Here is a 21,533-nt window from a genome sequence, read left to right as displayed (position 1 = left end):
CCAGATCGTTTGCAACAGAAGTGACCCGGCCAAAGCCTGAGCGGGCTTCGACCGGATGAGACGGCGTTCATGAAAGGATTTCCGGATTGCCGCTCAGACGCTGTCCGTCTTGGCAACGTCCGCGGATTCGGTGTCCTTTTCGACCGCCTGCCGGGCACGCTGGCGCTCTACGAGTCGCGCCGCATGGATGGAAATCTCGTAGAGAAGGATCGTCGGTATCGCAAGGCCGATCTGGGACATCGGATCCGGTGGCGTCAACACGGCGGCGACGATGAAGGCAAGCACGATGGCGAACTTGCGCTTTTCGGCGAGCCATTGCGACGTCAGAAGTCCGACGCGGGCGAGCAGCGTGGTGACGACGGGAAGCTGGAAGACGAGGCCAAAGGAGAAGACAAGCGTCATGATCAGGCTCAGATATTCCGAGACCTTCGGCATCAGCGAGATCGCCACCTCGTCATGACCCGGCGCCTGCTGCATAGACAGGAAGAACCACATGACCATCGGCGTGAAGAAGAAATAGACGAGCGCGCCGCCCATCAGGAACAGGACCGGCGAGGCGATCAGGAACGGCAGGAAGGCCTGACGTTCGTTCTTGTAGAGGCCGGGCGCTACGAACTTGTAGACCTGGGCGGCAATGATCGGGAAAGCGACCACCAGTCCGCCGAACATCGCCACTTTGACCTGCGTGAAGAAGAATTCCTGTGGCGCGGTGTAGATCAGCTGGGCCTTCTCGACGTCGAGATGCGCCCATATTACGGCTGTCTTGTAGGGAATGACTAAGTAGTTGAAGAGATGCTTGGCAAAAAAGAAGCAGGCGATGAAGGCGATAAAAAACGCGCCGATCGACCAGATCAGCCGCGTGCGCAACTCCATCAGGTGCTCGATCAACGGCTGCGGCTTATCTTCGGACTCACCGCTCATGCCTCGTCCTTTTTCTTCATCTGTACCGGCGTCTTCGGCGTTGCAGGCTTCCTGACTGCCGTCGTGCGCTTCGGCTTTTCCACAGGCGCGGCAATGGCAAAGGCGGCCTTATCTGCGGCCTTGGCGCGTGGCTTGCGTACGGCCTTCGGCTTGGCGGCAACCGTTTCGGCCTGGACGATCGCTGCTGCGACGGGTTCAGGCTGCGCAGGCGCCGGCACCAACGGCGGCGCTTCCGGCAGGCTCATCGACGGCGTCGGGGCTGAGACCGCAGCAGGCGGCACCTCGGTCTTGTTTTCCGGGGCCACGGTCGCCTTCTGCAGGTCGGCCTTGATCTCGTTGCCCATCTGGCGAAGCGGATTCATCGCCTCGCGCAGGCTATTCACCGGGTTGAGCTTCTGAGCGTCGCTGAGCGTCTGGCGGACATCGTCAAGCTCTGCCTCGCGCAACGCTTCATCGAACTGCGCGCGGAAGTCACCCGCCACCTTGCGGGCGCGCTGCGTCATCTTGCCGAAAGCGCGCAGCATCGGCGGCAAATCCTTGGGACCGACGACCACGATCAGGACCACCGCGATGACCAAAAGCTCGGTCCAGCCAATATCGAACATGCAAGGCTCCTGGACGGGAAGCGCGGGGGCAGCGCCTTTTCCCGGACTTGGTTATTTCGTTTCGTCGGCCTTGTGATCGACGGTCTTTGCCGTTTCCGGCGCGTCCTCGTCCGTCATGCCCTTTTTGAAGCTCTTGATGCCCTTGGCAACGTCGCCCATCAGTTCCGGGATCTTGCCGCGACCGAACAACAACAGCACTATGACCAGAACGATCAACCAGTGCCACATGCTAAAAGAACCCATTACCCTAACTCCCTGTTTCGTTGTTCCCACGATGTAAGGATTTCAAACACCGTTTCCAACATCACGCCTTTTGAACTGCGCTTAATGTCACGGTATCGCCCTTTGTGACAAGCCATTGACCCGTCGAAAAGTGGCGGCCCCCATTGTTTTCGCCATGCATGGCAAAAGCAAGACGCAAGCCCCTCAATCTTCGGAGGCGCCGCGCGGCGCCAGCAACCCCAGTTCCTCGAGGTCCATCTGGGTTATCGGGTCCTCGTCCTCGGTCAGTTCGTCGTTCATCAACGGCGAGGGAATATTGAAATTCGCCGGAATCCGGCCTGACAGCAAGCCCGCTCCCTTCAATTCTTCGAGACCGGGCAGGTCACGCAGTTCCTCGAGACCGAAATGGTCGAGGAAATCGCGTGTCGTGCCCAGTGTCACTGGCCGGCCCGGCGTGCGCCGGCGGCCGCGAAACCGCACCCAGCCGGCTTCCATCAGCACGTCGAGCGTGCCGCGCGAGGTCTGAACGCCGCGGATATCCTCGATTTCGGCCCGGGTCACCGGCTGGTGATAGGCAATGATCGCCAGCACTTCCAGTGCGGCGCGCGACAGCTTCTTCACCTCGTTTTCATCGCGGCGGATGACAAAGGACAGATCGGCCGCGGTGCGGAAGGCCCAGGCGCCCTCGATCTGCACGAGGTTGACGCCGCGCGGCGCATATTGCGCTTTCAGACGCAGCATGATTGCGCGCACGTCAGCATTCTCAGCCAGACGCTCAGCCAGGAAGCTCTCGGAAACCGGCTGCGAGGAAGCGAAGACCAGCGCCTCGGCGATGCGCTCTGCCTCGATCTCCGCCTGCAAGTCGCGGCCCCTGCCTTCGAAATCGTCCTCGAAATCCTCATCACTCTTCGGATCGATCAAGCCGGCTGCTCCTGCTCCACCACCTGCAGCGTGGCGTGTTTGGGACCGCGGCGCATGTATAACGGCTGAAAGGCGCCGTCCTGGCGGATTTCCAACTTGCCCTCGCGCACCAGCTCTAGCGAGGCGGCAAAAGCGCTAGCGATCGCCGTGACGCGTTCCTCGGGCGCTGCGAGATAGCGCAGCAGATAATGCTCCATCGCTGTCCAGTCGCCGACCTCGCCGATCATCTGGGTCAGCAATTCGCGGGCATCTGTCAGCGACCAGACGCTGCGTCTCTCGATCGTCACATGGGTGACCGCATTGCGCTGGCGCAGCGCCGCATAGGCGGTCAACAGATCGTAGAGGCTGGCCGCATAAGCGGATTGCTGCCGGTCGGGAATATGCTCGGGCGCGCCGCGCATGAAGATGTCGCGGCCGAGACGGTTGCGGTTGACGAGGCCTTCCGCAGCCTGGCGCATGGCTTCGAGGCGTTTCAGCCGGAAGGCGAGCGTTGCCGCCAGTTCCTCGCCGGAAGGACCGTCATCCTTGGCCTGCTGGGGAATGAGCAGCCTCGACTTCAGAAAGGCGAGCCAGGCTGCCATGACGAGATAGTCGGCGGCAAGCTCGATGCGGATGCGCCGGGCGCTTTCGACGAACTGCAGATATTGCTCGGCAAGCGCCAGCACCGAAATGCGCGACAGATCAACCTTCTGGTTGCGGGCAAGATAGAGCAACAGGTCGAGCGGGCCTTCAAAGCCGGCGACATCGATCACCAACGCCGGCTCGTGGCTGGCGCGCTCGGCACCATTTTCCTGCCACAGCTTGTCCATCGGCGTTGCCGCCTGCGAACGCTCCGTGCCCTTGACCGTGTTCACCACCCTGCTCCTCTACAATCAGACCGTCGCAAACATCGCCTCGAATTCTGCCCTCAATTCCGCTTCGTCGGCGGCATCTGCTGCCGTGAAGCCCGCCTCCACCGCTTTTGCGCGGACAAGCGATTGACCGGCGATCTGCGGAACATTTGCCACGACCTCGCGCATCTCGTCCATATGGCCGTTGCAATGCAGCACGATATCGCATCCGCCTGCAATGATATTCGCCGCCCGTTGACCGATCGTGCCGGAAAGAGCATTCATCGAGCTGTCGTCGGAGAGCAGCAGACCGGTAAAGCCGATATGCTCGCGGATGATACCGTCGGTCACTTTGCGCGACGTTGTCGCCGGATTATCGGGATCGATGGCGGTGAAGACGACGTGGCAGGTCATCGCCATCAACTCGTCTTTCATCGCGACGAAGGGTGGGAAGTCATGGGCTTCCAACTCATCGCGCGAGACGGTGACGACAGGAAGTTCCAGATGTGAGTCCGCAAAGCCGCGGCCGTGGCCGGGAACATGCTTCATCACCGGCAACAGGCCGCCGGCCTTCAGCCCCTCGGCAGCCGCCCGGCCCATCGCGATGACGGTCTCGAGATCGCCGCCATAGGCGCGGTCGCCGATGACATTGCTGCTGCCCTCGACCGGCACATCGAGCACCGGCAGACAATCGACATCGATGCCGAGGCTCGAAAGGTCGAAGGCGTGCAGCCGCGACATCGCCCATGCGGCGCGCAGGCCGAGCCCTGGGTCGCGGCGATAGAGATCGCCGAGTTCCCGGCCTGAGGGATAACGCTTGAGAATGGGTGGCCGGATGCGCTGGACACGGCCGCCCTCCTGGTCGATCAGCACCGGTGCATGCCAGCCGACGCTGTCACGCAGTTCGGCGACAAGATCGGTAATCTGACCTGCCTCCGAGATGTTGCGCCCGAAGAGGATGAAGCCCCAGGGCCGTTCGCCCCGATAGAAGGCTTTCTCTTCGGATGTGAGGGAAAGGCCACTGCAGCCAAGGATCATCGCTTTTGATTCGGTCATTTGAGAATCATAGACGGCGCCCGGCCAAATGCGAGCAAGGTCGAAAGCGATGCACAAAAAAGAGCGGCGGACCGATCCGGCCCGCCGCTCTTGTTATTCCATTCAAACCCGAGACTACTTGGAGATCAGGCAGCTGCCGCCCGCTGCGCGATACTGTTCGCAGAGCGCTGCGGCCTCGTCCTTGGAACCGGCAGGAATACGGACACGGTAGAAAGTGCCCTTGCCGGCGATATCGGCCTTGCGGATCTCATGTGCGCGGCCACCAAGCACACCGGCGAATTTCTTCGACAGGTTGGCATAGGATTTGGTCGCCTCGTCTTGCGACGGCAATGAGGCGATCTGGATGCCGTAGCCGCCGGCGGACGCGGCCTGCTGCGGCTGAGCGGCGACCGGTGCTGCGGCCGCGACCTCAGTCGTCTTCGGCTGCTGTGCCGGCTTCGGCTGCTGTGCCGGCGGTCGGACATTGCCCTTCTCGGTCACGGTGCCGACAACGTTGACGGGCTGCTCGGCCGGACGGGCGATCGGAACCGGAGCGGTATCGGTCATCGCCCCGGTCTTGACCGGGCGCACCGGCGGTTGGACCGGGGCGGGATTTGCAGCCTGCGTGTCGGCGCCACCTGTCAGCGGCGGCTGTGCCGGCGTCGTTTCGGCAGGTGCTGCAGAACGAGCATCGGCGGAAGCAACCTCGGCGCTTGACGGGAAGCTTGCGGCCGTTCCGCCTACCGGCGGCACCGGCGAAGCCGATTGCGCCGACGGGGCCGTCAACGCCGGCATCGGCTGAGCAGACGATGTCACCGGGGCAGCCGGCTGGTCGACGGCTGCTGGTTCCTCGCGGGCGACCAGCGTGCCATCGGGCTTGACGATCATCGTGCGGACCTTGCGCGGCGAAACGGACGGCGCCTTGTCGGCATCGCTGGCGGGCGCGTTTTCGGCATTGTCCTGGTTCGGCAGCAGCCGAGGATCCTCCGTCTCACCGACTGCGGTCGGTGTGACCTGATCACTCGGGTTGGCGTTCTCGTCGTCCTCAGGCAGCGCTTCCGGTGTCAGCGTGCGCTGGACGACATCGACCGGCGCCTCGTCGGAAGAAACCAACGCCTTCTGCTTCGGCTCCTCGGCAGAACCGGCAACACGGTCGTAGACCGCCTTGTCCTGGTTCGGCACGGTCTTGCCGCCGGGATTTTCCGGAACCACCTTGACCGGCTCCTTGTCGGCGGCGATCACGCGCGGCTCGCCCGATGCGACGATGCCGAGCCCCTCGCCGTTCCAGACGGAGGAATAGACACCGTAACCGACGCCGGCGAAGACCACGAGCACGACGGCTCCGGCAAGCAGCCGGCGCATCGACCGGGCCCGGCTGAAATCAGCCGCCTGGCTTGCCGACTCAATCCGAACTTCGGAGGTTTCGCGGCGCTCGACCGGCTCGCGCACGCTGCGGCGGAAATCCTCCTCCAGCGCCCGTTCGAAATCATCGAGGCCATCGGCGATGGTGGGCTTGACCACCTTTGCCGCTGCGGCAGCCGTATCCGTGGCCAGCGCCGGGTTTTCCCGCGGCTTGGCCGGTTCGAAGAAGCTCGCGATCTCCGCGTCGAGATCAAAATCGAAATCCTGAGTTTTCGCGACCGGAGCTGGCTGCTCGACCGGCGGTAGCGCCGGCACGTGCATGTCCTCGACAGCCTCAGGACGATCCTCCGGATCGGAGATCATCGCCGGATCAAACGGCAAGTCTTCGGTCGAGTCAGCGACAGGCGTCCAGTTGAAGGCCGGAGCCGGAGTTGGAACCTGAGCCTGAGCCCGAACGTGGGACTCAGCAACGACAGCCGGAGCGGGCCGTGCAGGGGCGGAAGCCGCCTGCTGGAAAGCAGGAATTTGTGGCTCAGGCGCAAAAACGGCGGCGGGCCGAGGCGAGACGGCAGCGACCTGCTCGGGAGCACGGACTGCCGGCTCCAGTTGCGGCGCGGGCTCAGCCGGAGCCAACTCTGGCCGTTCGGAGAAATCGAGATCGGCGAGTTCCAGCTCGATGCCGGCAAGATCCAGCTCGAAATCATGGCCGGCGAAGGGATCGTCGGCTTCCGGTACAGGTTGCGGTGCCCGCGAATATGCCGTCGCGGCAGGCTGAGGTGCAGCGACCTCGGCAAGCTGCGGCGCGACCGTTACGGCTTCAGCAGCATAGACCGGAGCCGGCTCGACCGGAGCAGGCCCAACGGCAGCCGCGGCGACCGGTGCCGGCGCGATCACTTGCGGCTGGACAAATGCAGCGGCAACGGGGGCTGCCTCGATCGATTCGGCCTGCGGCGAAACCGTCGCCGGATTGGGGCGTTGCGGTACCGGATAACGCGAGACGTCGGCGAGCAGATCGTCAAGATCGAAAGTGCCGGCAGTGTGCGGAACGTCGGGCACGACCTCGGTCAGCGCGGCATCGGCCTGGATCTCGCCTTCGACGGCGGCGGCAATGAGATCGAAACCGGCGTCGGACCCGAAATCTTCCAGATCGTCTTCGATTTCGACGAAGTCCTCGACCTCGGCAACCTCTTCCGACGCGATCACCTCGTCGTGGCGATCGAGCTCGGCGGGGAAGCCGAGCGACGGAGACGCGGATTCGAATTCCTCGGACGGCTCGGCAGCGACGATGGGGGCCAACTGCTCGACGGCGGGGGCGGACTGCTCGATTACGGGCTGCGGCTCTGCAGCGGGCAGATCGGCGGAATGCGCTTCAGCCACCGGCGCTGCGGCTGCTTCGACCACAGGTTCGGGCTTCGGCGGAACAACCGATTCCTCGCGTTTCGCGGCGTGGAAATTGGCAAGCGGCAACCTGATGCTGGCGGCCGACCACTGCGGCGCCTTGGCGGGCTGCGGCAGCGAAGAGACCGGAGCAGCACCGATCGACAGCTCAAGCTCCTCGATCAGGTCGCGGGCACCGCCGATAGCCGATTGCACCGGCGTCTCGAGAGCGGGCTCGACGGAAAGCTGCTGCGGCCAAGCCGCCGGGTCGGCGGCGGGCGCATCCCAGTTGCTTGCTGCAGGCACAGTTGCTTCCTCAGCCTCAACGGAGGCGACGGAAACCGGCTCTGCAACCTCCGGCCTCTCGGCAGCCGGAGAAACATCGAGAACGGGCTCAATGTAATCTTCGGGGATGACGTCGTCAGAGATCGGCTCGGCTGGCCGGTCGAGCTCTGCGAGCGGACGTGGCGAATCGTAACGGTCGAACTCGCGGCCAAGCTCGTCCTCGAGATCGAGGGCGGGCTCCTGCCGCGCGGGCTCGGTTATCGTGTTTGCTGCAACACGGGGTTCGAAGCCGACGATACGGGCAAGTTCGGCCAACGGATCATCGTCGGCAAACAGGTCATCTTTTCCGCGCGTATCATACGCAAGTTGTTTATCAGCCATGCCTATCCCACTCGCAAACGCCAACTCTGAATTGCCAGCGCATTGTGGGGAAATGGTGACGTTATCGCATTTCGTCCGGTGCGGCAGTGCCTGTAATGGCAAGTCCCGACTTCAAAACCGACGCGACGGCGTACACCAGCCCAAGTCTGGCAATAGTTGATTCTCGGTTTTTATCATTAACAAATCGTAATTCCGGCTGATCTTTACCTTTGTTCCAGTGCGCATGGAAAGAACTAGCGAGGTCGTAGAGGTAAAAAGCGGCCCGATGCGGCTCCTGTGACTGGGCTGCAGCCTCGACGATCCGCGGGAATTCGGCGAGCTTGGCGACGAGCTGCAATTCGGCCGGATCGCCAATGCCTGCAACGGTTTGCGCCAGTTCGGCGGGCGAAACATCGAGGTCGCCAAAAGCCTCCCTCGCCTGCCGGAAGACCGACATGCAGCGGGCATGCGCATATTGCACGTAAAAAACCGGATTATCTTTCGACTGTTCCGTCACTTTGGCGAAATCGAAGTCGAGCGGCTCGGAATTCTTGCGATAAAGCATCATGAAACGCACCGAATCACGACCGACCTCCTCGACCACTTCCCGAAGCGTAACGAAATCGCCCGAGCGCTTCGACATCTTCACCGGCTCGCCGTTGCGATAGAGCTTGACGAGCTGGCAGAGCAGCACCGTCAGTTTCGCCTTACCGTCCGAAACGCCACGTGCAACCGCTTCCAGGCGCTTGACGTAGCCGCCATGGTCGGCGCCAAGCACATAGATCATCTCGTCGAAACCGCGGTCGAACTTGTTCTTGAAGTAGGCGACGTCGGCGGCGAAATAGGTGTAGGAGCCATCCGACTTGATCAGTGGCCGGTCGATATCGTCACCGACTTCGGTCGAGCGGAACAGCGTCTGTTCGCGATCCTCCCAATCCTCAGGCAGTTGTCCCTTCGGTGGCGGCAGCGTGCCTTTGTAGACAAAGCCCTTGAAGGTCAGGTCGTTAATCGCCGTGCGGATCGCGGCTGCACCATGGGCATGCAGCGTGCGCTCGGAGAAGAAGACGTCATGATGGACGTTCAGCGCCGCCAGGTCTTCGCGGATCATCACCATCATCGCATCGATGGTGCGATCCTTGACGATCGGCATCCATTGGTCTTCCGGCATGTTGTGCAGCCGTACGCCGTAATCGGCGGCAAGCGACTGGCCGACGGGCACGAGATAGTCGCCTGGATAGAGACCCGAGGGAATTTCGCCGATCTTTTCGCCGAGCGCTTCGCGATAGCGCAGGAAAACCGAACGGGCGAGCACGTCGATCTGCGAGCCGGCATCGTTGATATAGTATTCCTTCTCGACGTCGTAACCAGCAAAGGCGAGCAGGTTGGCGAGCGCATCACCGACGACGGCACCGCGGCAATGGCCGACATGCATCGGGCCGGTCGGATTGGCCGAGACATATTCGACGTTGACCTTCCGGCCCTCACCAAGCGTCGAGCGGCCGTAATCGATGCTGGCGCCGATCATCGCAGCGAGCAGCCGCTGCCAGTAGCCGACGGCCAGACGGATGTTGATGAAACCCGGGCCGGCGACCGAAACCTCGGCGATGTCGGCATCCTCCCTGAGCTTGGCGATGATGATGTCGGCCAGCGCGCGCGGGTTGGTTCCGAGCGGTTTTGCCAGCACCATGGCGGCATTGGTCGCGACATCGCCATGGCTCGCGTCACGTGGCGGCTCGACGGCGATGCGGCCGAAATCGAGCTCGGATCGCTTTTCCCTGACCAGATCGATCTGTTCAAGGGCGGTTTTGATCCTGGCTTCGAAGTCGGTAAAAAGGTTCATCACACTCTTCCATGCATAGGCTGTGCCAAAGGCTTAAATCGGCCTTCGGCGGGGCGACCGCTGCCTATCGCAAATCCGGAGTCTGGTCAAACAATCGCCTGTGGGCGCTGATCGCATAGGTGTCGGTCATGCCGGCGAGATAATCGCCGACATGGCGGGCCTTCGGCGCATCCGACAGGCCGGCGATATGATCGACCCAGTAGTGGCTCTGCATCTCCTTGGGATTGGCCATGTAGGCGGCAAAGAGATCGGTGACGATCTGCGCCGCACCCGCACGGATGCGCATGATATCGGGATTGCGGTAGATACGTTTGAAGAGCATCGCCTTGATCAGCCTGTCGGTCTCGGCCATGTGATCGGAAAACGTGGCGATAACCCGGTCGGCACCGCGAATGTCGGCTGCGCTCTCGGGGCGCAGCAGGGAAAGGCGTGCCTGCGCGACGCCGATCACGTCTTCGACCATGCGGGTGATCTGCCGGCGCATGATCTCATGGGTGAAGCGGCTCGGCTCCAGATGCGGGTATCGCGCCCTGACCTCGGCCATCAGCCCGGCGAGAAACGGGATTTCCTCCAGCATATCGAAAGTCAGGTAGCCGGAGCGCAGGCCGTCGTCGATATCGTGGGTGTTATAGGCGATGTCGTCGGCGATCGCCGCGACTTGGGCCTCGAGGCTGGCATAGGTTGCAAGCTCGAGATCGTGCAGCTCGCAATAATCGAGGATCGGCTGTGGAACGGGACCGCGCGTGCCGACACCTTCGGGCGTCAGCAGCGGACCATTGTGCTTGACCAGACCTTCGAGGCTTTCCCATGTCAGGTTGATGCCGTCGAATTCGGCATAACGCCGCTCCAGCTTGGTCACGATGCGCAGCGATTGTGCATTGTGGTCGAAGCCGCCATAGGGCAGCAGCACCTCGTGCAGCGCGTCCTCGCCGGTATGACCGAACGGCGTGTGGCCGAAATCGTGCACGAGCGCCACGCCCTCGGCCAGATCCTCGTCGAGCTTCAGGGCGCGGGCGAGCGCGCGGGCAATCTGCGCCACCTCGATCGTGTGCGTGAGCCGGGTACGGTAATGATCGCCGTCCTGAGCGATGAAGACCTGGGTCTTGTGCTTCAGCCGTCGGAAGGCGGTGGTATGGACGATGCGGTCACGGTCGCGCTGGAAGTCGGAGCGCGTCGGGCTTTCATCCTCCTGATAAAGCCGTCCGCGCGTCGTCCAGGGGTCGGCCGCATAGACCGCCCTTTCACCGCTGCCGAAACCCAAAGCACGCCTATCGATCGTCATTGTTCACCGTCATCCTGCATGTTGCCGCATCTGCCCATTGACGCCGCTTTGCGCTCTTCATACCTATAGCCCGAAGAAACGGCAAAGAGGTGCTTTCTCAACCACCTCGGCGCATCATGGCCTTTTTACGAAGATCATGATAAGTTTGTTTGATATCAGGCATTTGAATATTCGAGTGCCAAAACCCATTCTCTCCGGATCTTGACCCCGGCAGGAGGAAACATGACGGATACGAGTGTAACCCTTTCAGATGCCGCAGCAAAGCGTATCGCTGCGATCGTCGGCGCCGAGGCCGGCAAGAGCGCGCTGCGCGTCTCCGTCGAAGGCGGCGGCTGCTCGGGCTTTTCCTACAAGTTCGACCTTGCCGACAGCGCTGATGACGACGACGTCGTCGTCGAAAAGAACAATGCCAAGGTGCTGATCGACAGCCTTTCGCTCGTCTACATGGCGGGTTCCGAGATCGACTTCGTCGACAATCTGCTCGGTCAATCCTTCCAGATCAAGAACCCGAACGCAGTGGCAAGCTGCGGTTGTGGCACCAGCTTCTCGATCTGAAGATCCGAACGCACTGCGTTCTCCCCATCGAACCGGCCGAAGATAATGCTTTCGGCCGGTTTACCGTCTTGTCCGACGACGAAAGACCACGATAAAAGAAGCGCACTAAAGCGCACCGCCTCGAAGCTGATTCATGCGGCGCGCTTTAGTTCTTTTGTTTTTATGCATGCCGTTATCCAGAACCGCTGCACATTTCTGGGCGACATGCATTATGCGCAACGGGACAGAGCCATGAAGATCGCGACCTGGAACATCAATGGCGTCAAGGCGCGCATCGACAATCTTACGCAATGGCTCAAGGATTCCGATCCGGATATCGTTTGCCTGCAGGAGATCAAAACGGTCGACGAAGGTTTTCCAAGGCTCGAGATCGAGGCGCTCGGTTATCACGTCGAGACGCACGGTCAGAAGGGCTTCAACGGTGTGGCCATTCTCTCGAAGAGTTCACCTTCCGAAGTGAACCGCGGCCTGCCCGGCGATCCGCTGGACGAACAATCCCGCTTCATCGAAGCGGTGTTCACCCTGCCCGACACACGTATCCTGCGCGTCTGCTGCCTCTACCTGCCGAACGGCAATCCTGTCGACACGGAAAAATATCCCTACAAGCTCGCCTGGATGGAGCGCCTGCGGACGTTTGCAGCCGAGCGGCTGGCCTATGAGGAGATGCTGGTCCTTGCCGGCGATTACAATGTCATCCCGGAACCGCACGACTGCTTCGATCCCAAGGTCTGGGAAAGCGATGCGCTGTTTCTGCCGCAGACGCGGGAGGCGTTCCGCCGGCTCGAAAATCTCGGGCTGACGGATGCCGTGCGCGTGACGACGGATGCGACGCAGCTCTATTCCTTCTGGGATTATCAAGCCGGCGCATGGCCGAAGAACAACGGCATCCGCATCGATCATCTGCTGCTGTCGCCTGAGGCCGCCGACCGGATGACGTCGGCTGCAATCGAAAAACACGTGCGGGCCTGGGAAAAGCCGTCCGACCACGTACCGGTCATCGCTTATTTCGATTTCACGGCCTGAGGCTTTTCGCCTTGATACTAGTCGTCGGAGCTAGTTGCGATGCTGTGCGAGAGGGATACCGCCGTGCGGCGGTCGGCCTCATTGGCAACGGAGAAGGCCTGTTCCTGCAGCGCTTCCATCCAGCTGCAATCCTTGGGCTTGCAGCGGTCGAGCGCGGCCGTCATCAGCGCCAGGCCGCGGGCCGTCTGGCCCTCGTCGAAAAGAATATTGCCGAAGACCGCCATGGCGCCTGGGTGACCGCTCTTGCGGGCCTGGTTCAGCCATTTCTTCGCCTGCTGCGGGCTGGAATTGCCGCCCTCGCCGGCCAGCATCATCTGCGCCAGCTGGAACTGCGCCTCGGGGACGCCAAAGGTGGAGGCCACCTGAAAATAAAGCTGGCGCGCCTGGCTGAGGTCGATCCGGACCGGACTGCCTGATATGCCGTGTTTGTAATAATTGGCGAGCGACAGCAGCGCGTTGACAAAGAAGCCGGTATCTTCCGAGCCCGGTTCGACGCCCTGCTGGGCGATTTCGCTGTAAATCTTGAAGGCTTCGAAATCATCCTGCGTGACACCGTCGCCATCGGCATACATATTGGCGAGCGCCCAGCGTGAGCCGGTGTGCCCCTTTTCAGCAGCGTATTTATAGGCTTCGACCGCCTCTTCCTTCTGTCCGTTCTTATAGGCCTTGAAGCCGAACTTGAAGAGGTCGAAGGGTCCGGATTCCTTGCTGACGCCCGCCTTGATGTCAAATGCGCGGACCGGGCCGGACAGCGCCAGCGCTACGGCCATCGACATGCCCATCAGCATGAATTTGAACAGTCTGAACTCGGACGTCACCATTTCAACCGATTTCTTTCGCTCATCGCAGGCAGGAAGCAGCGGCGCTCGCGCTGTGCATTCCGCGGATGTATTTCTTCGAGGCGAGCGATCCCGCGGCGAGCTCCATGGCTCCTTTGCCCGCGTCGCATCCAGCCCACTGGCCCTCTCTCGAAGGCCGAATTTTCAGCGCATCATTCAGAACCACCCGGCTCACGGCATGGCCCGACAGCAATCTCCGTGGCAGGCTTTCGACAGTTGCGGCATCCGCCTTCCCGCCTTCACCATAATCGTAAACAACAAATGTGACGAAACCGGTATCGACATCTCCAGGAAAGCCGTGCCGCTCATCCGAGCGGGCCGAAAACGACAACAAAGAACGGCTCGACGGCGCCGCCGTGAGACCGGATTGGCGGTCGCAACAGCCTTGTGCAGAAAGCGAAACGGCCGCAATCAAACGATTGTTGCCAATCGTATCGCGCGATCTGTTGTTGCCGGAAAAAAATCGACCCATGCTACTATTTACACGCACCGTAAGCCTGCCCATCACCTTGCCCGCAAATAGCGCTGCGCCCTCTTTGTGGCGGGAAATGGACAATTTCACCCCGCTGCCACCTTACGGCAATCGTCGTAAAAAAGTGTTGCTGAATCGTCACAAATCAGAACGTCCATTTGTCTTACGGAGTGCTCAAAAAAAGCCCGGCAGACTGCCGGGCTCTCAAACCTCTACTTGGGACGCAGGGTCAGAACTTGATCTTTACGCTGGTGGAAAGCGCCGCCACCAGATCGTCGCCGAAGGAATAAGAGACGTCGTCGCCGTAAGTCTTGCCGTTATAGACGAAGGTGCCGGATTCACCGGCGGTCATGATGCCGAGCGCACCGGCCAGACGCCATTCGACGTTTTCGACCGGCGTATAGGAAACACCTGCGCCAAGCGTCCACGTGTCGGTTTGGGCGCCGTAGCCCTGGCTTGTGCCGCGATCCCAGGTCAGGCTGAGGGCGCCTGCCCATTGGTCGTTGAACTTGTGGCCGACGCCGCCGCTGATCGTCCAGCCGTCGCGATACAAGAGGTCGAGCGAGGTGAGTTGGCTGCCGGCGTTGCAGGCGACGACGCCCTTGGTGGCCTTCGGGCAGAAGGCGATCGACTGAAGCACGCTCCAGTTCGTCCACTTGACCGAACCGAAGGCAAGCCAGTCGGGGGCAATGCCGCTCTGCAGCTTCAACTCGACGGAATCGGGCGCTTCGGCCGAACCGTAGACGGGCGTGACGATACCGAGGTAGGGATTGGTGGGACTGACGGCCTTCGGCACCTCGGTCAAGTCGACCGTGCCCGTGAGATCGTCATACTTGACCTTGCTGTTATAGACCAGGCTGGCGCGAAAGGCATATTCCGGGATTTCGTAGGCGACGCCCGCCCGCCATCCCCAAGCCTGGTCGGCAAGGTCCAGACGGCCAGTGCCGTCATAGATTAGTGCGGCCGGCAGAGTGGTGATCGGGGCGACGAGGCGCGTCTTGAACCCCTCGACCGTCTGGTAGAATCCGCCACCGATCAGGCGAAGCTGTCCGGGACCCATGTCGAAACGATAGGAGCAAGTGGCACCGTAGTTGCGGGTGCTGATCTTGGTTTCGATGTTGTTGTTGACGCCCAGCCAATCAGTGCCGGGATTGGTGTGTGCGCCGAAGGGCGTTGAATAATCGCCCAAGCAGTCGATGGCGTCTCCGAAACCAACCTTTACCCCGAGATAGGGGACCCAGTAATCCTCCGTCTCATCCGCTGTGGTCGAACCACCGCCGATGCCGTTGGTGCCGAGGCCGTCCGAGGCTTTGGTGTCCTTGACGTTCGTCAGCCTGCGCTGCGGCATGACATAGGTCGCACCGGATTGCACCGAGAACCGCGAATTGTCGAAGAGAAGGTCGATATTGTATCCGCCGCGCTCCAGACCGCCGGCGAAGGACGGCGATGCAAGCGACGAAAAAAGAACGAGCGACGTTACGCCCTTGGAAAACCTACGCGATGCCATTGTGTCTCCCCCACTCCAGCAATTGATGTCACGTCACTCTAGTAAGTGTTCGCTCGACATGGCAACGCGCGCCACGGCAGCGCTTCCAGGCATTGCAGCGACTAGCTTACGTAAAGAAATTGACGGACACGTCAAAAAATCTGGTTAATAAAATTTTATTCCCAGGTTATCGGTTTTAAGATGGGCTTTTGGGTTTTCATTCCAAACATTGCAGAAGCTGTATCAATCCGACAACAGTGGCAGTTTTCACCCCCAGGAGGTCCGTCCAGCCGTAATCCACAGGCTCAGCGCCTGAAATCAGCCGCTTTCAGGCCGAATCACGCGCGCCGAAACCAATGAAAAAGACGCGCCCGAGGAGGGACGCGCCTTTGAAATAAAATACCAAAACGGGCGATGAACCTTACCCGGCTTCGCTTACCCTGGAGAGGGCAGTGTTCAAGCTGGCGATCTGGCCCTTCAGCTCGTCGAGGCGCTCGCGTTCGGCCTCGACCACTTCGGGATTGGCGTTGGCGACGAACTTCTCGTTTGAGAGTTTGCCGTTGATGCGCGAAATCTCACCTTCCATTTTGGCGATCGCCTTTTCGAGACGGGCCTTTTCGGCGGAAAGGTCGATCAGATTGCCGAGCGGCAGGCAGATGGTAGCCTCCGCGACGACGATCTGAGCAGCCCCCTTCGGCGCATCGTCGGCCAGCGATATTGCCTCGACACGGGCAAGCCGCTTGATGGCGGCGTCATGGCGGAACAGACGTTCGCGCGTCAGGTTGTTGGCCTTGACGACGACGAGCGGGGCTGTGGCCGACGGCGGTACGTTCATTTCGGCGCGTACTGAGCGGATGCCGGAGACGAGGTCGATCAGCCAGTTGATCTCGTCGGCGGCCGCGTCGTCGGCATAGGAGGGCGACGGCCATTCGGCATGGCAGACCAAGGTGTCGCGCTCTTTGCCCTCGCCTGCCGTATGGGCCCAAAGCTCTTCGGTCATGAAGGGCATGAAGGGATGCAGCAGCTTGTAGATCTCTTCGAGAATATAGGCGCTGCAGGCCTGGGCCTCGGCTTTGGCACCCTCGTCCTCACCATTGAAGACCGGCTTCAGGAGCTCGAGATACCAGTCGCAGACCTCGTTCCAGACGAAGCGATAGAGCGCGCCGGCGGCATCGTTGAAGCGGAAGGCTTCAAGCGCTTCCGTAACGTCACGTTCCGTACGGGCAAGCTCCGTCAGGATCCAGCGGTTGATGGTGAGTTCGGCCGCCTCGGGCACAAAATGCGGGTCGCTCTTGACACCGTTCATCTCGGCGAAGCGCGTGGCGTTCCAGAGTTTTGTGCCGAAGTTGCGATAGCCGGCGATGCGGGCCGGATCGAGCTTCACGTCGCGGCCCTGCGCCGCCATGATCGCCAGCGTGAAACGCAGCGCGTCGGCGCCATATTCATCGATCAGTTCCAGGGGATCAATGACGTTGCCCTTGGACTTCGACATCTTCTGCCCATTCTTGTCGCGCACCAGCGCGTGAATGTAGATCGTATGGAAGGGTTCGACAGGATCGCCATTCTCGTCCTTCATGAAATGCAGGCCCATCTGCATCATGCGAACGACCCAGAACGGGATGATATCGAAACCGGTGACCAGAACACTCGTCGGATAATAGCGTGCGAGTTCCGGCGTTTCGTCCGGCCAACCGAGTGTCGAGAATGGCCAGAGCGCGGAGGAGAACCATGTGTCGAGCACGTCCTCATCCCGCGTCAGGATCTCGCCCGGCTTGAAGTTTTCGAGCAGGTCCTCGACATAAGCCTTCATTGGTCCTTCATGCGAGAGGTAATGCTGGATCGCCGCCTGCAGCGCCTCTTCCTCTGTCTGTTCGACAAAGACCTGGCCGTCCGGGCCATACCAGGCGGGAATCTGATGCCCCCACCAGAGCTGGCGAGAAATACACCACGGCTCGATGTTCTCCAGCCAGTTGAAATAGGTGTTTTCCCAGTTCCTGGGAATGAACCTGGTTCTTCCCTCGCGAACGGATTCCAGCGCGGGTTGTCCCAACGTCTTGTTGTCGACAAACCATTGTTCAGTCAGCCGCGGCTCGATAGGCACGCCGCCGCGGTCGCCGTGCGGCACCATGTGCTTGTGCGGCTCGATCTTGTCGACGAGGCCGGCCTCTTCGAAAATCTCGACGATGATCTTGCGCGCGAAGAAACGGTCCTGTCCTTCCAGACGGTCCCAGGCGCCATGCAGCGCTGCCGGATTGTCGAGACCTTCGAGGAAGTCCTCGTTCTCCTTGATGGTAATCGTGGCATCGACATTCATGACATTGATGGTACGCAGCTTCGCGCGTTTGCCGACCTCGAAGTCGTTGAAATCATGCGCAGGCGTGATCTTCACCGCGCCCGTGCCGGCCGTCGGATCGGCATAGGAATCAGCGACGATCGGTACCTTGCGGCCGACGATCGGCAGGATGACATGCTTGCCGACGATCGATTCATACCGCTCGTCTTCGGGGTTGACGGCAATGCCGGTATCACCCAGCATCGTCTCCGGCCTCGTTGTCGCGACGACAATATAGTCACGCGTCTCGAATTCGGTCGGCTTGCCTTCCTCGTCGAATGCAATCGGATATTGGTAGGTGACACCCGGCTCTAGCGGATAGCGCAGATGCCAGAGATGGCCCTTTACCTCGTGCTGCTCGACCTCCATGTCGGAAATGGCAGTCAGGAGTTTGGGGTCCCAATTGACGAGGCGCTTGTCCTTGTAAATCAGGCCTTCCTTGTAGAGTGTGACGAAAACTTCGAGGACGGCCTTCGACAGGCCCTCGTCCATGGTGAAGCGTTCGCGCGACCAGTCGCATGAGGCACCAAGGCGCTTCAGCTGGTTGAAGATCAGGCCACCCGATTCAGCCTTCCACTCCCAGACCTTGTCGATGAAGGCGTCGCGGCCCATTTCGCGGCGGCCGGGCAGCTGCTGTTCCATCAGCTTGCGCTCGACGACCATCTGCGTGGCGATGCCGGCATGGTCCATGCCCGGCTGCCAGAGCACGTCCTTGCCGCGCATGCGCTCGAAGCGAACCATGATGTCCTGCAACGTGTTGTTGAGCGCATGGCCCATGTGCAGCGAACCGGTAACGTTCGGCGGCGGGATGACGATGGTGAAGGTCTCGGCCCCGGGCTTGGCGTTCGCGCCGGCGCGGAAGGCGTCGTCCTCATCCCATTTTGCAGCGATTTTGGGTTCGACGGCAGCTGAATCATAGGTCTTGTCGAGCATTTTCTGACCAATTTCGAGGTTCGAGGATGGCGTTTGTAAATAGGATGGCTACCGGCAAGTCAATAAAAAAGCCGCCCCGGAGACCGGAGCGGCTTTTCAGGAAAAAGCAATCCGATCAGCGGCGCGGGCCGCGCGCCACGCGCTCGATCTCTTCACGCACCAACCGCTCGACCAGCGTCGGCAGATTGTCGTCCAACCATTCGCGCAGCATCGGGCGCAGCATATCCTCTGCAATCTCGTCCAGCGAGCGGCGCTCCGCACCGTCGATCGCGGCGGCGAGCTCCTCGAAAGAGCGGCTGATCTGCAGACCGGCATCCTGTGAAAGCAGCGTCGGCTGGACCTCGTCCATGACGCTCGGCAGAAAACGTTCGGCCGACGACTGTGCGGGTTCCAAAACCGGCGGCATTGTTTCGACGGCGGGCGCCGGCTCGTCGATTGCGACCCGCGGTGCTTCCGCATAGACCGGCTCGGCCGGCTGCTCGATCACCGCCTGCGGAACGGGTGCAACGCTAGCCGGAGGAAAAACAGGCTGCGCCGGCTGCGGCTGCGGTGCTGCTGCACGCGGCGGCTCCGGCATCACTGCCGGCTGCGGTTCGGGCTGGCGGAAGCCGCTCGGAATCTCACGCAGTGCCTGACCGGCCTGCACGGCGCTGCGCTCGGAGGCGGCGCGCACGCGGGCGGCGACATCGGCAAGCGACAGGGCGCGGGCCGGCACTTCTGCTTCAGGGGCGGTGCCGGCCGAATTGGCGGCGACGAAACGCGGATCGGAGGAGCGCATGGCCGGTTCGGGGAACTCCACGCCCGCATAGGTGTCATCCACCGTCAGATGGATTTCGGAGCCGTTCTCATCCTCATCGGCGCCGTAGACCGGCGGCAGGGATGCGGAGATCGCCTTGCCGGCGCCGGGCTCATTGCTTTCGATGATCTGGCGAATGGAGGCCAGAATTTCTTCCATGGACGGTTCACGCGCTACACCTGGCTGAGCCATTTCAATCCCCGTTATCCAAAAACAACGACCGGATGATGTGGAGCGTTCACCCGAATCACCACGACCTTAGAATACCCCAGGCGGGAAAAAAATCATCGCGAATCAAATGAATGCGGCCATGCACAGTTTTGTTACCCGATGTTTGCGACCTGGCGGCGTCAGGGTAATTCATGTTTGTGAAGGCTTTCCAGCGGCACGAACAAAAACCGAGTATTAATGACAAGCCTTGCTCTTTACTCAGCGTCATCCTCGGCCTTGTGCCGAGGATCTGCGACGGAGAAATAGGCAGGCCTATTAGCCGGTCTGACAGGCCCCATTGACGCCCGTTGCTGAATTCATCGACAAAACCGCCTCAGAAAACGAATTCTCGCGCCTTGGCGAAACCGGGCAGCGGCTTCACGGAGGCATTGAAGAAGACGTTTTCCGAAACGGCGCCGCGCTCGGCGACGAATACCTTGGCGCGGGCAGCATTGCCGTAACCTTCGACGGTGATCAAACGGCCGCCATCACGCAATTGACCGAGAAGAGCTGCCGGAACCTCCTCGACTGCGCCATTGACGAAGATCAGATCATAGGGAGCGCCGGCAGCGTAGCCCTTTTCGAGTGGTCCGGTCACGACTTCGACTTTGGCATAGCCGGAAAGCTGCGCCTTCGCCTCGGCGGCCAGCGTCTCATCGCATTCGAGCGCGATGACGGAGCCGGCAATGATCGACAGCAGCGCCGATGCGTAACCCGTACCGCAACCGACTTCGAGGACGAAATCATTCTTGGTGATCGCGGCCAGCTGCAGCAGCTTGGCGAGCGGCGATGCCTCCATCAGGAATCGGGCCGGCTTTCCCGGTGCTGCGGGCGATATCTCGACATCGTTGTCGATGTAAGCCAGCAGCTTCGCCTTCTCCGGCACGAATGCCTCACGCGGCACGGAGAGAAACGCAGTCAGCACGGAATGCGAGGTAACGTCCGTCGTGCGAACCTGGGTGTCGACCATCTTTGCGCGCGCTGCTTCGAAATCCATCATGTCCTCTGGCTCTTGAAAGCGGTTCCTATCCTTCGTCTCTTAATCCCCGCCACGGATGCTTTCAAGGCTTGGCAGCCTCCGGCGTAAAGAATCCGGCAGGCGCATCTTCCGCGCCACAGGGGGATTGAAGCGCTGCAACGCAAACGTGGAATCCCCTGCCCCGTCATGTTATGATCCTCAACGGAGGAAATAAGGAGGAGCAGGCCATGTCTGCGATTTTCGAGTATTTCTCGCTGTTCGATTTTTTCATCGTCGCAGCACTCATCGGCATATTCTGCTGCGGGCTGCTTGACGGCGAAACGACCCTGAAGTGATTGGGCGCCGAAGGGCGCTCAGAGATTCCCGGCATATCGTCTGCATCAATCTCATGCAGGCAGACGCGGGTTTGATTTGCGCTTGGTTCGTTTGAAATCACGGGCGAGACCCGCTGCCCGCTACGCATGTTGCCAACAGTAGCCAGCGCTTCCAGCCTCGACCACCTCACGCACATTAACGTTACGTCAACCATTTTGTTGCGGCGCCCTCACCTTTCGCTATGGGTGTGCGCATGCAAACCTTTCTGATAAAATCGCGTGATATAGAAGCGCTTCACTACAATGCCGATGCCCGCCTGCTGCTGATCAAATACAGCAGCGGCGACATTCGCAGCTTCACCGGCGTTTCGCCGCGGGCCATGCGACGGCTGCTCGGCGCTGGTCCCGAAATCGGTAGCGGGTCTGGATCAAGCGATCTGGAATATCAGGCGCAAATCCGCAAGGGCGGCCTGAAGGCGCTTCACCGCCTCAGGGGAATCAATCCGTCGCAGTTCGATTTTTCGGCCCGCCCGCGGATCTGGTAGCCGTGCGTT

18 protein-coding genes are annotated in these 21,533 nt (G+C 61.0%); 3 read left to right on the top strand and 15 right to left on the bottom strand.

Annotation, left to right across the window (positions count from 1 at the left end; translation table 11 throughout):
* Nucleotides 1-93 precede the first annotated feature (93 nt).
* From tatC to HJB84_RS15780, 9 genes are all read right to left on the bottom strand, one after another.
* Complete coding sequence (tatC, locus tag HJB84_RS15820; RefSeq protein WP_207583969.1) at nt 94-921, bottom strand: twin-arginine translocase subunit TatC; 828 nt, start codon at nt 919-921, stop codon at nt 94-96.
* Nucleotides 918-1,526: a Sec-independent protein translocase protein TatB gene (tatB, locus tag HJB84_RS15815; protein WP_221116320.1), complete on the bottom strand. Its 609-nt coding sequence runs from the start codon at nt 1,524-1,526 to the stop codon at nt 918-920. Before tatB ends, tatC begins: the two co-directional genes overlap by 4 nt.
* A gap of 51 nt (nt 1,527-1,577) precedes the next feature.
* A complete protein-coding gene (locus tag HJB84_RS15810) occupies nt 1,578-1,769 on the bottom strand; it encodes a twin-arginine translocase TatA/TatE family subunit (RefSeq protein WP_064709192.1) in 192 nt (63 codons plus the stop codon).
* A gap of 183 nt (nt 1,770-1,952) precedes the next feature.
* Complete coding sequence (gene scpB / locus HJB84_RS15805; protein ID WP_207583967.1) at nt 1,953-2,669, bottom strand: SMC-Scp complex subunit ScpB; 717 nt, start codon at nt 2,667-2,669, stop codon at nt 1,953-1,955.
* The gene (locus HJB84_RS15800; RefSeq protein WP_221116319.1) at nt 2,666-3,523 is read right to left on the bottom strand and encodes a ScpA family protein; all 858 of its coding nucleotides are present in this window, start codon (nt 3,521-3,523) and stop codon (nt 2,666-2,668) included. The genes scpB and HJB84_RS15800 overlap by 4 nt, the downstream gene beginning before the upstream one ends.
* An 18-nt stretch (nt 3,524-3,541) precedes the next feature.
* Complete coding sequence (gene nagZ, locus HJB84_RS15795; RefSeq protein WP_207583965.1) at nt 3,542-4,555, bottom strand: beta-N-acetylhexosaminidase; 1,014 nt, start codon at nt 4,553-4,555, stop codon at nt 3,542-3,544.
* 114 nt (nt 4,556-4,669) lie between these two features.
* Nucleotides 4,670-7,939, bottom strand: a complete 3,270-nt coding sequence (locus tag HJB84_RS15790) for an SPOR domain-containing protein (protein WP_221116318.1) — start codon at nt 7,937-7,939, stop codon at nt 4,670-4,672.
* Between the two features lie 61 nt (nt 7,940-8,000).
* On the bottom strand, nt 8,001-9,758 hold the full coding sequence (argS, locus tag HJB84_RS15785) for an arginine--tRNA ligase (protein ID WP_221116317.1): 1,758 nt from the start codon (nt 9,756-9,758) through the stop codon (nt 8,001-8,003).
* Nucleotides 9,759-9,822: 64 nt separating this feature from the next.
* Nucleotides 9,823-11,040, bottom strand: coding sequence for a deoxyguanosinetriphosphate triphosphohydrolase (locus tag HJB84_RS15780; protein WP_207583962.1), 1,218 nt, complete (start codon nt 11,038-11,040; stop codon nt 9,823-9,825).
* A gap of 222 nt (nt 11,041-11,262) precedes the next feature.
* Between HJB84_RS15780 and erpA the strand changes: the two genes are divergently transcribed.
* Together erpA and xth are read left to right on the top strand one after the other, a co-directional pair.
* Nucleotides 11,263-11,595 (top strand): iron-sulfur cluster insertion protein ErpA, encoded by a 333-nt coding sequence (gene erpA / locus HJB84_RS15775; RefSeq protein ID WP_164009248.1) that lies wholly within the window; start codon nt 11,263-11,265, stop codon nt 11,593-11,595.
* Nucleotides 11,596-11,826: 231 nt separating this feature from the next.
* Nucleotides 11,827-12,618 (top strand): exodeoxyribonuclease III, encoded by a 792-nt coding sequence (gene xth / locus HJB84_RS15770; RefSeq protein ID WP_207583961.1) that lies wholly within the window; start codon nt 11,827-11,829, stop codon nt 12,616-12,618.
* Between the two features lie 17 nt (nt 12,619-12,635).
* On the opposite strand, the gene exoR is transcribed toward xth, so the two are convergent.
* The 6 genes from exoR to HJB84_RS15740 all read right to left on the bottom strand — a co-directional run bounded on the left by exoR (nt 12,636) and on the right by HJB84_RS15740 (nt 20,686).
* A complete protein-coding gene (gene exoR / locus HJB84_RS15765; RefSeq protein ID WP_207583960.1) occupies nt 12,636-13,439 on the bottom strand; it encodes an exopolysaccharide production regulator ExoR in 804 nt (267 codons plus the stop codon).
* Between the two features lie 19 nt (nt 13,440-13,458).
* Nucleotides 13,459-14,019 (bottom strand): hypothetical protein, encoded by a 561-nt coding sequence (locus HJB84_RS15760; protein ID WP_246762742.1) that lies wholly within the window; start codon nt 14,017-14,019, stop codon nt 13,459-13,461.
* Between the two features lie 139 nt (nt 14,020-14,158).
* On the bottom strand, nt 14,159-15,436 hold the full coding sequence (locus HJB84_RS15755) for an OmpP1/FadL family transporter (RefSeq protein ID WP_207583959.1): 1,278 nt from the start codon (nt 15,434-15,436) through the stop codon (nt 14,159-14,161).
* A gap of 400 nt (nt 15,437-15,836) precedes the next feature.
* A complete protein-coding gene (locus tag HJB84_RS15750) occupies nt 15,837-18,680 on the bottom strand; it encodes a valine--tRNA ligase (RefSeq protein ID WP_221116316.1) in 2,844 nt (947 codons plus the stop codon).
* 115 nt (nt 18,681-18,795) lie between these two features.
* Nucleotides 18,796-19,668: a DUF2497 domain-containing protein gene (locus HJB84_RS15745; protein WP_221116315.1), complete on the bottom strand. Its 873-nt coding sequence runs from the start codon at nt 19,666-19,668 to the stop codon at nt 18,796-18,798.
* Nucleotides 19,669-20,020: 352 nt separating this feature from the next.
* Nucleotides 20,021-20,686, bottom strand: coding sequence for a protein-L-isoaspartate O-methyltransferase (locus HJB84_RS15740; protein ID WP_221116314.1), 666 nt, complete (start codon nt 20,684-20,686; stop codon nt 20,021-20,023).
* A gap of 535 nt (nt 20,687-21,221) precedes the next feature.
* Between HJB84_RS15740 and HJB84_RS15735 the strand changes: the two genes are divergently transcribed.
* Nucleotides 21,222-21,524 carry a KTSC domain-containing protein gene (locus HJB84_RS15735; RefSeq protein ID WP_221116313.1) on the top strand — a complete coding sequence of 101 codons (303 nt, stop codon included), beginning with the start codon at nt 21,222-21,224 and terminating at the stop codon, nt 21,522-21,524.
* Nucleotides 21,525-21,533: the final 9 nt, after the last annotated feature.

Origin of the sequence: Rhizobium sp. NZLR1b, from assembly GCF_019685155.1 — a bacterium.
In the GTDB taxonomy this organism is placed as follows: domain Bacteria; phylum Pseudomonadota; class Alphaproteobacteria; order Rhizobiales; family Rhizobiaceae; genus Rhizobium.
This window is presented reverse-complemented; position numbering and strand designations above follow the sequence as displayed.